At 67.5% G+C, this 12,733-nt stretch carries 12 protein-coding genes; 4 read left to right on the top strand and 8 right to left on the bottom strand.

Features of this window, described 5'->3' with window-relative positions:
* The first annotated feature begins 101 nt into the window (after window positions 1-101).
* Window positions 102-1,298: a L,D-transpeptidase gene (locus NI1_RS02845; RefSeq protein ID WP_067813730.1), complete on the top strand. Its 1,197-nt coding sequence runs from the start codon at window positions 102-104 to the stop codon at window positions 1,296-1,298.
* A 2-nt stretch (window positions 1,299-1,300) separates the two neighbouring features.
* On the top strand, window positions 1,301-3,631 hold the full coding sequence (locus tag NI1_RS02840) for a galactose oxidase-like domain-containing protein (protein ID WP_067813729.1): 2,331 nt from the start codon (window positions 1,301-1,303) through the stop codon (window positions 3,629-3,631).
* Window positions 3,632-3,679: 48 nt separating this feature from the next.
* Here NI1_RS02840 and NI1_RS02835 read toward each other — a convergent pair whose 3' ends face one another.
* Both NI1_RS02835 and NI1_RS02830 read right to left on the bottom strand, forming a co-directional pair.
* The gene (locus NI1_RS02835; protein ID WP_067813727.1) at window positions 3,680-4,081 is read right to left on the bottom strand and encodes an SgcJ/EcaC family oxidoreductase; all 402 of its coding nucleotides are present in this window, start codon (window positions 4,079-4,081) and stop codon (window positions 3,680-3,682) included.
* Window positions 4,082-4,154: 73 nt separating this feature from the next.
* The gene (locus NI1_RS02830) at window positions 4,155-5,084 is read right to left on the bottom strand and encodes an NADP-dependent oxidoreductase (RefSeq protein ID WP_157534922.1); all 930 of its coding nucleotides are present in this window, start codon (window positions 5,082-5,084) and stop codon (window positions 4,155-4,157) included.
* Between the two features lie 170 nt (window positions 5,085-5,254).
* Here NI1_RS02830 and NI1_RS37730 point away from each other — a divergent pair, with 170 nt between their 5' ends.
* Window positions 5,255-5,428: a hypothetical protein gene (locus tag NI1_RS37730; protein WP_157534921.1), complete on the top strand. Its 174-nt coding sequence runs from the start codon at window positions 5,255-5,257 to the stop codon at window positions 5,426-5,428.
* A 207-nt stretch (window positions 5,429-5,635) separates the two neighbouring features.
* Here the strand turns inward: NI1_RS37730 and NI1_RS02825 are convergent, their stop codons facing one another.
* Window positions 5,636-6,364 carry a class I SAM-dependent methyltransferase gene (locus NI1_RS02825; RefSeq protein ID WP_067813723.1) on the bottom strand — a complete coding sequence of 243 codons (729 nt, stop codon included), beginning with the start codon at window positions 6,362-6,364 and terminating at the stop codon, window positions 5,636-5,638.
* Between the two features lie 505 nt (window positions 6,365-6,869).
* Between NI1_RS02825 and NI1_RS02820 the strand changes: the two genes are divergently transcribed.
* Window positions 6,870-7,160, top strand: a complete 291-nt coding sequence (locus tag NI1_RS02820) for a hypothetical protein (RefSeq protein ID WP_157534920.1) — start codon at window positions 6,870-6,872, stop codon at window positions 7,158-7,160.
* 17 nt (window positions 7,161-7,177) lie between these two features.
* Here NI1_RS02820 and NI1_RS02815 read toward each other — a convergent pair whose 3' ends face one another.
* The 5 genes from NI1_RS02815 to NI1_RS02795 all read right to left on the bottom strand — a co-directional run bounded on the left by NI1_RS02815 (window position 7,178) and on the right by NI1_RS02795 (window position 12,652).
* Window positions 7,178-7,792, bottom strand: a complete 615-nt coding sequence (locus NI1_RS02815; protein WP_067813720.1) for an alpha/beta hydrolase family protein — start codon at window positions 7,790-7,792, stop codon at window positions 7,178-7,180.
* 96 nt (window positions 7,793-7,888) lie between these two features.
* Entirely contained in the window at window positions 7,889-9,859 is a 1,971-nt protein-coding gene (locus NI1_RS02810) for a heavy metal translocating P-type ATPase (protein ID WP_439957231.1), read from the bottom strand.
* A gap of 169 nt (window positions 9,860-10,028) precedes the next feature.
* Window positions 10,029-10,391, bottom strand: coding sequence for an ArsR/SmtB family transcription factor (locus NI1_RS02805; protein WP_067813718.1), 363 nt, complete (start codon window positions 10,389-10,391; stop codon window positions 10,029-10,031).
* 77 nt (window positions 10,392-10,468) lie between these two features.
* On the bottom strand, window positions 10,469-11,656 hold the full coding sequence (chrA, locus tag NI1_RS02800; protein ID WP_067813717.1) for a chromate efflux transporter: 1,188 nt from the start codon (window positions 11,654-11,656) through the stop codon (window positions 10,469-10,471).
* Window positions 11,657-11,749: 93 nt separating this feature from the next.
* Window positions 11,750-12,652, bottom strand: a complete 903-nt coding sequence (locus tag NI1_RS02795) for a YihY/virulence factor BrkB family protein (RefSeq protein ID WP_245663034.1) — start codon at window positions 12,650-12,652, stop codon at window positions 11,750-11,752.
* Between the last annotated feature and the right edge of the window lie 81 nt (window positions 12,653-12,733).

Raw genomic sequence — 12,733 nt, 5'->3', positions numbered from 1 at the left:
TTACGCGACGGATCGGTGGAGATGTGGCTCGTCGGCGTGTCGGATGCACGGTGTGAACGCATGCTGACCGTGGCCGTCGGCCGGGCGAAAGGAGAGATGCGGTGGCTTTGCGACGTCGAGAGCTGCTGTTCGGCTTGGCGGGCGCGGGTGGGCTCACCCTCGCGGGCTGTGCGCGGCACGAGGAATCGGCGCCGCCGCCACCCGGACCGGCCGCACTCCGTTTCGATCCCGGGCTCGACGCGCGCGAGGTGAGTGCCCGGCAGCCGGGCCGGGTCACGGTCACCGACGGGACGCTGCGCAGTGTGGAGTGGATCGACGAGACCGGCCGCCCGCTGCCGGGGACGCTGACACCCGATCAGCGCGGCTGGACCAGCAGCGAACCGCTCGGCTACGGCCACACCTACACCGCCAAGGCGGTGGCGCACGGTGCGACCGGGGACATCACGGCGACCACGAACTGTACGACGGTGACGCCCGACCGGCTCGTCGACGTCTCGCTGCGCTCGGCCACCATGGTCGAACTCACCGAAAACGATACGTACGGTGTGGGTTTCGTACTCGTGGCGCACTTCGACGAACCCGTCGACCGGGCCGCCGCGCAACAGCATCTAAAGGTCAGCACCGAACCCGCGGTGCCCGGCGCCTGGTTCTGGCTCGACGACAAGAACGCGCACTGGCGGCCGGAACGGTATTACGCCCCGGGCACCCGCATCACGGTGGCGGCCGAATTGTTCGGCGCCGCACTGGGTGACGGCGCGTACGGGCTGCGGGATCAGCGGGTCTCGGTGGTGATCGGTCCCGCGCACGTGGCGATCGCCGACGACAACACCAAGATGATCGAGGTCTTCGAGAACGGGAACCTGGTGCGCACCATGCCGACCTCGATGGGCATGGGCGGTTCGGCGGTGGTGGGCGGGCGGCTGCTGTCGTTCTGGACGCGGCCGGGCACCTACACGGTGCTGGACCGGCAGAATCCGGTGATCATGGACTCCTCCAGCTATGGGCTGCCGGTGAATTCGCGGCTCGGCTACAAAACCAGCATCGCGCACGCGGTGCGGATCAGCCATGACGGGATCTTCGTGCACGCACTGGCGGAAAGCGTTTGGGCGCAAGGTAATACGAACGTCTCGCACGGCTGCCTGAACCTGTCGCCCGCCGACGCCGCCTGGTTCTTCGACTTCGTGATCCCCGGCGATGTCATCGAGGTCCGCAATACCGGCGGCGAACCCCTCGACATCTGGCAGAACGGGGATTGGAGCATTCCGTGGCCGGATTGGCTGCGAGGGACGACGATCTAGATGTGGCTGGTGAATTCGTAGCGGTACCGGACTGGTTCGCGTGGGAGAACCAGGATTGCGGGCTGGCGATCGGGGATATCGACGGTGACGGGGCGCCGGAAGTGGTGGTGCTCATGGTCGATGACCCGGAGGGACAGAACGCCGGGTGGTATCGGATGGGCTCGGGGTTCGCGACCGATGGGTCGGTCCGCGATTGGGGGCCGTGGCAGGCCGTGCCGGACTGGTTCGGGTGGGAGAACCAAGGAGCCGGGCTCGCGCTCGCGGACCTGAACGGGAACGGGCAACTCGATCTGGTGATGTTCGTGGTGGACAATCCGCCGGGCCAGAACCAGGGCTACTACCGGGTCGGGCGAGATCTCGCCGCGGACGGGACGGTGACCGGTGGCTGGACGCCGTGGCTGGCTGTGCCCGACTGGTTCGGGTGGGAGAATCAAGGCGCGGATATCTGCCTGACTCGCATCGACGGACAGCACGCGCTGGTGGTGCTGACGGTCGACAATCCACCCGGGCCGAACTCCGGACAATTCCGGCTCGCAAAGGGATTCGGCGCGGACGGCACCGTCGCCGAGTGGACGGAGTGGGTGGCCGTGCCCGACTGGTACGGGTGGGAGAACCAAGGCGCGGGCATCACCGCCGCCGACCTGGACGGCGACGGGCGGCCCGAACTGCTGGTGTGCGCGATCGACAATCCCGGCGGCGCCAACTCCGGGGTCTACACCATCGGCTGGGGCCTGGACGGCTCCGGGCATGCGCTCGACGGGTGGAGCGGGTGGACGGCAACGCCCTGGGATTTCGTCGAAAACCAAGGCGCGGCAGTCGCTTTCCTCGAAGAGCCGGGCAGGGAACCGGAGTTGGTGGTGTGCGCCGTCGACGCTCCGCCGGGTCGCAATGCCGGCTATCTGAAGGTCCTGGAACTCGAGACCGATCTCATGCACGCGGCGCACCTGGGGCTGTGGCGGATCCTGGATTTCGGCACCGAGATCAACCCGGTGCACGCCGCGCTGCTGCACACCGGTGACGTGCTGTTCTTCGCCGGGTCCGGCAACGACCCCGACCGGCATGACGCACACGAATTCCGCACGCGCGTATGGCATTACCCGAACCCGGGACTGGCCGCGCCGGACACTCCGATCGACCTGTTCTGCGTCGGTCAAGCCTTCCTGCCCGATGGCCGATTGCTCGCCGCGGGCGGCACCGAACGCTACGACCCGTTCTACGGGCTGCGTGACGCATTGATCTTCGATCCGGCCGATCTGACCTGGAATCGGGTGCCGGACATGGAATTCGGGCGCTGGTATCCCTCCCTGGCCACCCTGCCCAGCGGCAAGGTGGTGGCCGTGTCCGGGCTGGGCGCCGACAATTTCCTCTCCGTCGTTCCGGAGCTGTTCGACCCCGAGACCGAAACCTGGTCCGCGCTACCGGTTCCCGGTCCGATTCCCATGTACGGCCATCTGCTGTTGCTCGCCGACGGCCGCCTGTTCTACACCGGCGGCCAGTACGGCGGCAACAACGGTATGCGCCCATCGATCTGGGATCCGCTCACCGGCGCCACCACCGAGGTCACCGGCCTCACCGATCCGGGTTCGCGCAATCAATCCGCCAGCGTCCTGCTTCCGCCCGCCCAGCACCAGCGCGTGCTATTGCTCGGCGGCGGGGGCTTCGACATGCACAGTCCCGCACCGGCTCTCGCCGACGCCAGGATCGTCGACACCACCGCCGCGCAACCGGCGTACCAGGGCGTGCAACCGATGGATCACGCTCGCATGCACCTGAGCGCCGTGCTGCTCCCCGACCGCACCGTGCTGGCCACCGGCGGCTCCGGCATGGAGGAGATGGCGCACGCCGCACCCGCGCACGCCGAGATCTTCGACCCGGTCACCGAATCCTGGATGCACACCGCCCCGTGCCGAGTCCCCCGCCTCTACCATTCGATCGCGCTGCTCACTCCCGACGGCAAGGTGATCACCGCGGGCTCCAATCCGGCACGCAAGACCGAAGAGCTGCGCATCGAAATCTATTGGCCCCCTTACCTCTTCCAAGGCTCCCGGCCCGCCCTCACGCTGAGTTCAGCGGCCGCGGATTATGGCGGTGTCCTCACCGCGGTCACCGACGGGCCGATCCGCGAAGCCTCCCTGTTCCACCCCGGCGCGTGCACCCACTCCTGCGACAACGAACAACGCCTCATCGACCTCGAATACACCAGTGGCACACCGGATTCGCTGACTCTTACCATGCCCGACAATCCGGCGCTCGCCCCGCCCGGCTGGTATCTGGTGTTCGTGGTCGGCAACGACGGTGTGCCCTCGATCGGGCAGTGGCTGCACCTGCACTGACCACCCGCCTTCCGGGCGGACACACCGCCCGGAAGGTCGAAGTCCACCCTATTGGGCCGGGCAGTTGTGGTAAGCGGTGATGAGCCAGCGGCCTTCCCGGCGGACCAACGTCCAGGTCGCCAGCACCCAGCGGTCGGCGGGCGGTTCGGTCTCCCCCGCCATCACCACGGCGCTGCGGCTGACCACGACGGCGGTGCCGGGGGCCGGGAATCGCACCGACTGCGGTTCGTCGATAGTCGTCGAGCCCCGTAGCGGGCCCGCGAAACCGGCGGCCATATGGGCCCGGGTGGCATCGGCACCGTTATTGACCACCCCGCGCAGGATAGAGGTCGCTTCCGGGTCGTAATCGGCGACGAACGCGTCGGCATCATTGGCGGTCCACGCGCGGTAGAGGTCGCTCAACACGGTGAGCACGGCTTCCCGGTCGGTGCGTACGGCGGTATCGGACATGATTTCTCCTCTGATCGCGGCCGCCCAACGCGGCTCACGAGTACCTACCGCCGCACCGCACCCGATTCATCGGTCACCCGATCCGCACCACGATCTTGCCGCGCGTATGGCCGTCCGCGACCCGCGCGAGCGCATCGCGGGCCCCATCCAGCGGGAAGACTTCCTCGATGGTCGGGCGCAGCTTGCCCGCCTCGACCAGCTGGGTGAGCGCGTCGAGCCGCTGCCGGTCGACATGTGCGGCGAACGTCTGCCCGCTGATCCCGCGCTCCAACTCGCCGAGCGGCTCCTGGGCGATGATCGAAACAGCCCGGCCGCCGTCTCGGACCGCGGTGAGCGCCCGGTCGCGGGTTTGCCCACCGGCCCCGTCGAACAGCGTGTCCACCCCACCCGGCACCGCGGCAAGCACCTGCCCGGCCCACTCGGGATCGTGATAGTCGAACACGTTCGCCGCACCCAGGTTTCGCAAATAATCGTGGTTGGCAGGGCTGGCCACCCCCAACACCCGAGCGCCCACCGCGGCCGCGATCTGCACCGCGCAACTCCCGACCCCACCCGAAGCCGCGGTGATCAGAACGGTGTCACCGGCCTCCAGCTTGCCTCGATCGATAAGCCCCTCATACGCGGTCCCCGCCCCGATCACCAACGCCGCCGCTGCGGCGAAATCCATCTCGGCAGGCATCGCGGCCACCCGATCGGAATCCACGAGCGCGAACTCGGCGAACCCACCCCCACCTGGGAACGTGGTCGCGTAAACCCGTTGCCCCGGTTGCACATCGGCGTCCAGCCCAACCGCCTCGACCACACCCGCCAGCTCTTGCCCAGGAACGAACGGCGCCGTCAGCCCGGGAAAACCGCCACCCACCATCCCCACATCCCACGGACCGACGCCCGCACACTGAACCCGCACCAGCACCTGTCCGGCCGACGGCTCAGGCGGACCCGGCCAATCGGTGACAGCGACACCATCGATACCCGTCAACTCCTGCGTCATGGCAACACGCACGGTGACCTCTTCCCTGATCGCCGGACAGTCCGCCCCCCAGCATGCGCGATGACCCGACCCCCACCCCGCAGCCGCACCACCGCTGGTGTGTCGCCATCCCTCCCACCGCCCCCCGAACAGCTCCGCCCTGCTCCTGCAAGCTCGCCGAGTCCGGACGTAAAGTGAGGCCCGTGGAGCCGAACATCAAGCTCGAGGACCTACGGTCAACCCTCTCATGCGTTTTCGAGAAGCTAGGCGCCGAGAGCCTGACCGAGCCCGACCGCGTCGAACTGGAAGAACGCGCCGAAGTAGTTCAGACCCAGATCGACGAGATCCAAGACGCCGACTGGCACGAACACCAGTGACCGACACCGAGCCTGCCCAGAGCGCTTGCCCCTGGAGCGGAAGGTCCTCCCGACAATCGTCGGCTACGAGTCGGTGCAGGTCATGAATCTCCAAGCTTGGTAGACCACAGTTTTCCCTCCCGACGTATGCCGGTCAGCACCGCACACCGCACCGACTGATCGCCCTGTCGACCACCCCGTGAGAAGCCGTCCGTCGTGCGACGCCGGTCAGTCCGCGTGCAGGACGAAGAACAGGAAGCAGAGGAATCTGTTGTCGGGGCTCTCGCCGAGCACCTCGGGGATCAGTTCGCGGGCTGCGGGTAGCGCAGGCGGTTCGCTGATGACGCTGATTCGGAAGCCTGCCGCGGTGAAGGCGTCGGTCATGGCGTGCAAGGGCCGGTCCCAGAAGCTCATCTTGGCGGTCTGGCCGGACATGGTCCATTCGTCGGTTCGGTTTCGGATCTGGAAATAGTTGACTGGGTCTCCGGACAAGTGCCGGCCGAGGAAATTCGCGAAGGGGTGTTCGACCGAAACGACGAGCCGTCCTCCGGTGACCAGCAGGCGCCGCAACTCGGCTAACGCGGGGCCCCAGTCTTGTAGGTAGTGCAGCACCAGGGAGGCGACGATGTCATCGAATGCGGCGTCCGGAAAGTCGAGGGGGTCGGCCAGGTCGGCGAGGCGCAGGTCCGCGTCGTCGCCGAGGCGTCGGCGGGCCTGCTCCAGCATCCCCGCGCTCGAGTCGATTCCGGTCATCACGGCGCCGGCATCACGCAGGGCGGCGAACAGTGCGCCGGGGCCGCAGCCGACGTCGAGGATCCGCCGCCCGGTCACATCCCCGGCGAGTTCCAGGATCGCGGGCCGGTTGTAGTACGCGTGCAGCAGACCGGACTCGTTCTCGGCCGCATAGCCCTCGGCGATGCTGTCATAGGCGCTCACCCGAGCCGGATCGAAAGCCATGGATTTTCCCCTCCGCCGGTCATCGAACTCTCGCGGTCAGCTTAATGCGTTGACGCGCAACGGGTTCGGGGATCCTCGGTGTGCGACGTTCGGGGGTGGCGTGTTCGATGGCGCGCTGATCAACCGTTGCTTGGCATAAAGGGGGTTTCCGAGGGGTCTGAAATAGCCCTAGGACCAGGCGGTTTGTTGCGTAAGGGGGGTGTACAGAATTCTTGCCTTTGCGCCGTAAAGTGATAGTTTTTCTCTATGACCGATTCGGTCTGACAGTCATTGGCGCATCGAGGGAGATGCCGTGTTCAGGGTTGCGAGAGTTACTGCGGCGGGGGTTTGCGGGACGGTATTCGGGATGGTTGCGTGTCTGTTCGGGGCGGCGGGGGGCGCGCAGGCGGATGTGGGGGGTGGGGCGGTTGTCGTGGACGGGACTGCTTATTTCGCTATGGGTGGGTGGAACTGTTCTATCGGGGCGGACGGGGCGGTCGGGTGCGATCTCGCGGTGCCGGCTTCGGTGATGCAGGTGCTGTATGTGGGAATGCAGGTGCCGGTGCCGAATGTGCCTGCGATAGTTATCGATTCGACGGCGCTGCCGGCGCATCCGCAGTGGAACTCGAATGGGAGTCATACGCTGCCGGGTGGGAACCCGGCGCTGGAGCGGATTTCGGGCGTGAATTATTACGATCCGCAGTATTTCGTGACACACGCCGGGGCCACTTGCCAAATCACCTTCAAGGGTGCGGCCGTGTGTAGTTCGATGGGGCATGGATTCGGTCAATGGGGACCGGAGCCGTACGGCTACTGATCCCCATGACACGTTTACTACCGGTACCAGACGCCGGAATCCCAATCGCCGTAATCCCAGACGTTGAAATCGTAGCGGCTGTGCGCACCGCCGAAGAGGTAACCCCACCAGCCAGCGGAGGTATCGCACACCTGGTCGTCACTGTTGCAGACGGTCAGGGTGGGGAAACCGCCGAACCAATCGTCAACTCCGGCAAGCGGATAGCCGATCAGGCCATTACCGGGAGTCGAGGACAAACCCGCCCAGCCGGGTCCCGCGGCACGCTTGGGATCCGCCAGCAGAATGGCATTGGCATCGCCGACATCCTGATGATTGGTCACCCAGGCGTGCAGCAGCCCCGCACCCTCACTGTGGCCGATCAGCTTGATGTGGTCACCCGGGCACTGCCCGCGATGCTGCCAGAACAGCCGGTCGATTTCGTTCAACCCCGACATCGGGTCGGCGGAGTTGTATCCGACGGGCTGATTGACGAACGGGGTGAACACCGACGAGGTGTTGTCCCCGAAACCGCCGATTCCGATGGCCCACACACCCGTACAGTCATCGGCGTGCGCCTGCGAACCGGTTGCGGAAGTGATGGAGAGGAGGAGGGCCAACAATAATGCGGCGAAGAGCGCCGTTGCTCTACGCATGGTCGTAACTTTCTATATAACTTGCCTCCGGGTCCGGCCCGGCTTGCGCACTATGTACCCAGCGATAGCTGGTGTTCTTGACTTCTGTCGAAACAGTTACATATGGCTCGGATCCGTTTGCCGTAACGCAATGTCGGAGGGCATCATCCGGGGCGCGGCGAGTGCTTGCGGGAGGTTGGCAGGAGAACGGGCCGCGCGAATCGCATTGACTATCACCAGAATCTCGGCGAACTCGTGCAGAAAGACCACCGGGGCAAGGCCGAGCACACCTGCCGCGGCGAGCGGGATGAGCCCGGCGATGATCGCCAGCGACAGCGCGATGTTCTGCACCATGATGCGGCGGGTCCGCCGCGATCGCTCCAGCAGTTGCGGCAGCTGCCGCAGATCCTCACCCATCAGCGCGACATCGGCGGTCTCGATGGCGACGTCGGTTCCCATGGCGCCCATGGCGATTCCGATATCTGCGGTGGCCAGAGCGGGCGCATCGTTCACACCGTCACCGACCATGGCGATGCGGTGGCCGCCCCCGAGTTCGGTGACGAGACGGGCCTTGTCCGCGGGCAGCAGATCGGCATACACGGCCGAGATACCGGCCGCCGCACCCAAAGCCACTGCGGTGCGGCGATTGTCGCCGGTGAGCATGGCGACCTCGATACCCAGCGCACGCAGCAGCCGCACGGATTCGGCTGCCTCCGGCCGCAATTCGTCCCGCACGGCGATAGCGGCGGTGACCGCGCCGTCGCACTCCAGCAGCACGACGGTCGCCCCCTCCCCCTGCCAGTGCTCGACGTCGGCGGCGAAGCGACCGGGTTCGATCCAGCCCGGCTTACCCAACCGCAACCACCGACCCTCCAGGGTCCCCGTCAAACCGTTCCCGGCGACGGCGGTGACATTCTGCGCGGCAGCCACTTCCGGCCCCGCAGCGGCGAGCACAGCCCGCGCCAGCGGGTGTTCGCTGCGCGCCTCCAAAGCGGCGGCGACCGCCAGCGCGGACCGCTCGTCGTCGGCGACGACCGCGATCACCTCGGGCGCGTTCCGCGTGAGAGTCCCGGTCTTGTCCAGCGCGACCACCCGGATCCGCCCCAGCTCCTCCACCGCCGCACCGCCTTTGACGAGCGCTCCTTGCCGACTGGCCGCCCCCACGGCCGCGACCACGGTCAGCGGGATCGAAATGGCCAGTGCGCACGGCGAAGCGGCGACCAGCACCACCAGCGCCCGCTCCAGCCACAGCAGCGGATCCCCCAGCAGCGCACCGATTCCCGCGACGGCTGCCGCGAGCACCAGAATGGCCGGCACCAGCGGCCGCGCGACCCGATCGGCCATCCGCTGCCCGGATCCCTTGCGCTCCTGCGCCTCCTCCACCAGATGCACGATCCGCGCCAGCGAACTGTCGGAGGCCGCGGCGGTCACCCGCACCTCGATCGCGCCGCCGCCGTTGATGACTCCCGCGCTGACGACCTCCCCCACGCCGGCTTCCACCGGCATCGACTCCCCCGTGATGGCCGACAGATCCAAGCTGGTACGCCCCGCCGTGATGACGCCGTCGGTGGCCGCACGTTCCCCCGGACGCAGCACGATCACGTCATCGATCACCAATTCACTCGGCGCGACCTTTGTTTCGCGCCCGTTCCGAAGAACAGTGACGACCGGGGGCACCAGCGAGAGCAGCGCCCGCAGCCCACGCCGCGTACGCACAATGGCGTAATGCTCGAGCCCCTCGGCGACCGAGAACAGCACCCCGAGCATCGCCGCCTCGGTGAACTGCCCGAGCGCGACCGCGCCGACGGCCGCGATCGTCATCAGCGTGCCGACCCCGATCCGCCGATGCCGCAGACCCCGGATCGCTCCGGGCGCGAACGACATTGCCCCGACCGCCGCCGCGCCGAGTGCGAACAGGTCAGCACCGCGCGCGAACCCGAAACACCCCACCGGCCAACCACCGCAAAGCAATACAGCAGCGACGACCGCATAACGCAGCTGCCGCACCTGCCATACCCGCAGCGGCGCTGCCTCCGATTCGCCGGTCGCCGGGCTTGTTTCGAACGAACAGCAGCTATCGACAGGTATAGCCGGCAGTGACCTTTGCTCCGCGTGCGGGGCCGCTCCCGAACAGCAGGCATCACCGATGGTCGGCAGCGCCACGGCAGGCTTCTCCGTCCCACAGCAGTTCTCTGACTCGATCTGATTTGCGGCCGAACGCTTTTCGCTGCCACAGCAGGCGTCGGACATGGTCTGCCTAGGCGGTTGCGGACAGTGCGGTGACAGCCTCGACGAGGGCGTGGCCGCGCGGGGTCAGGCGGTACATGACCAGGCGGCCCTGGCGGCGGGCCGCGACCAGCCCGGCGATCTTGAGTTGCCGTAGATGATGTGAGACCAGGTTCTGGGCTTGCCCGACCACCCACGCCAGATCGCAAACACAGAGCGCGTCACCGGAGTTCAGGGCCGTCGCGATGGTCAGCCGGGTGGGATCGCCGAGTGCCCGCGCGGCCTGGGCGGCCGGTTCCACCTGCGCGGCGGCGGGCAGGCTCGCGCGGATGCGTTCGGCGTGCGGGAGATCCAGGCAGAGCAGGTCGCACGAGTCGACGGCGTCCGAGGTCATATCAACATCCTTACGATCGTTGATATGAAGCTACCGGGCAAGGATGCCCGGAATCAACAGTGATTGATATGAGCTGGTCAGCCGATGGGAAGCCCGGCCAGCGCAGCCGCCACACCGAGCGCGCCCGCCCCGAGCAGAGCGCTGACCACCCCGCGGCGCGCGATCAGCAACCACACTGCGGCGGCGGCCAGGATCGCGTACTGCCAGCCGTGTCGCAACGCCATCGCGAGCGGAAACGCGGAACCGATGATCGCCCCGATCACCGCGGGCCCGGCACCGGATAGGAACGCCTGGATGGTGCGGTCGGCCCGCAGCCGATCGAAATGCCGTCCCCCGAAGATGATGAACAGGAACGAAGGCGTGAAAGCGACCACGGCGGCCAGCAATCCGCCGAACACCCCGGCCGCCGCATAGCCGACCACCGCCACAGTCTGCACCACCGGCCCCGGCGTGATCTGCCCCAGCGCAACAGCATTGAGGAATTGCCCCGGGCTCATCCAGTGATACCGGTCCACCGCATCGGATTGCATGAGCGGGATGATCACGAACCCGCCGCCGTAGGACAGCGCACCCACCTTCAACGCCACCCAGGCGACCGCCGCGAGCCCACCCAGCGCGGGCACACCGACCGCCAGCGGCAGTGGCCCCACCGCCGCTCCGGAGCGGCGCGGCACCGCCCCGCGCACCACGATCTCCACCAATCCCGCTGCGACGAGCACCAATACCAGCCACGGGCCGATCAACGCGGCGGCGAGCGCCCCCACGATCAGATACCCGATCCAGCGCGCCCGCGCCGACCGCTGCGCCCCCGCCCGCTGCCAACTGGCGGGCAACAGGCCCGTCCCCGCCTGCACCGCGACCGCCGCCACCGCCGCACCCGCCCCGGCCGCCGCGCCCGCCGCCCACGACGGCAGATCACCGGAGAGGAAGAACGCCGCCAGCCCCAGAATCAGCACCAGCCCCGGCACGATGAAACACACCCCGCCCACGAGCGCCCCGGGGGTCCCCCGTAACCGCCACGCGCAGTAGATGGCCAACTGCGTGGACGCCGGCCCCGGCAGCAGATTCGTCGTCGCGATCGCGTCCTCGAACTCGGTAGCCTCGATCCACCCTCGCCGCTCCACGCACAACCGCCGCAGCAGCGCGATATGGGTTGGCGGTCCGCCGAATCCGATACACCCGATCCGCCCCCACTCGCGCGCGATCGTCCCCAGGCTCACCGGCGCGGCATCACCGCCCGCCGGCTTGCCGCCATCGGCACTCACACTCGCACTCCCTCACTCCGCACCCGGCATCCGACTCCGATCAGCGCAGACGCTAACAGCCGCCGCCCGGCATCGCCCGGCGGCGGCATCGGCCTAGTCCGTGTCCTCGGGCTCGTCCCGGGGCGGCAGAATCGGCTTCTGCTCGGCGGGCCGCCCCTGCTCGATCCCCCGCCCGCGCGCCAGTTCGGCATCGAACGCCGCGCCCAGCAGCACGGCCAGATTGGTCAGCCACAACCAGATCAGGAACACCACCGCACCGCCCAGCGACCCGTACACCTGATTGAAGGAACCGAAATGCGTGACATAGACGGTGAATCCGGCCGAAGCCGCGATCCAGACCACTACGGCGAGCGCGCTTCCCGGTGTGAGCCAACGAAATCCGGGCTGCTGAACATTCGGAGCCGCCCAATACAGCAGCGCGCAAACCAAACTCACCAGCAGCGCCAGCACCGGCCATTTGAGCACGCCCCACAACCCCACCGCGGAATCGCCCACCCCGAGCCACTCCCCCGCCCGCTGCGCGAGCCGCCCGGTGAACAACACCCCCACCGCCGACACCGCCACGATCGACACGGTGGCGAAGGTCAGCCCGATCCGCAGCGGCAGCGTCTTCCAGATCGAGCGTCCCTCATCCACCTCGTACAGCGAGTTCGCGGCCCGGATGAACGCGCCGATATATCCCGAAGAGGTCCAGACCGCCGTGCCCAGACCCACGAATGCCAAAGGCCCGGAATAGGATCGGGCGTCCTGCAATCGTTGGATGCCGTCGACGATGAGCGCGGTCCCGTTGCCGGGCCCGATCTCCCGGACCGTCGAGATCAACGAACCGGTCGCGTCGGGCCCCAGCAAACCGAGTACGGCGATCAGAACCAGAATCGCCGGAAACAATGACAGCATGCTGTAGTAGGTCAGTGCCGCGGCCCAATCGGTGAGCCGATCGGTCCACACTCCCCACAGCACGCGCTTCGCCGCCTCGCCCCAACGCCGCCCGGGCATATCTGTCGGACCTGATATCCGTCGTGCCATGGGCCCACCTCCGCGCTGCCCATGACATACCCGGCGTTGACCGGCGGAAAC

The organism is Nocardia inohanensis NBRC 100128, assembly GCF_001612945.1.
Taxonomy (GTDB): Bacteria; Actinomycetota; Actinomycetes; order Mycobacteriales; family Mycobacteriaceae; genus Nocardia; species Nocardia inohanensis.
Note: the sequence above shows the minus strand (reverse complement) of the source record. Positions and strands in the feature narration are given on the sequence as shown.

What these genes read in the sequence shown, in the direction of transcription:
- NI1_RS02835 (WP_067813727.1), bottom strand. Translation starts at nt 4,081, where the DNA reads ATGTCCGATACCGCCGTACGCACCGACCGGGAAGCCGTGCTCACCGTG.
- NI1_RS02825 (WP_067813723.1), bottom strand. Translation starts at nt 6,364, where the DNA reads ATGGCTTTCGATCCGGCTCGGGTGAGCGCCTATGACAGCATCGCCGAG.
- NI1_RS02815 (WP_067813720.1), bottom strand. Translation starts at nt 7,792, where the DNA reads ATGCGTAGAGCAACGGCGCTCTTCGCCGCATTATTGTTGGCCCTCCTC.
- NI1_RS02805 (WP_067813718.1), bottom strand. Translation starts at nt 10,391, where the DNA reads ATGACCTCGGACGCCGTCGACTCGTGCGACCTGCTCTGCCTGGATCTC.
- NI1_RS02795 (WP_245663034.1), bottom strand. Translation starts at nt 12,652, where the DNA reads ATGCCCGGGCGGCGTTGGGGCGAGGCGGCGAAGCGCGTGCTGTGGGGA.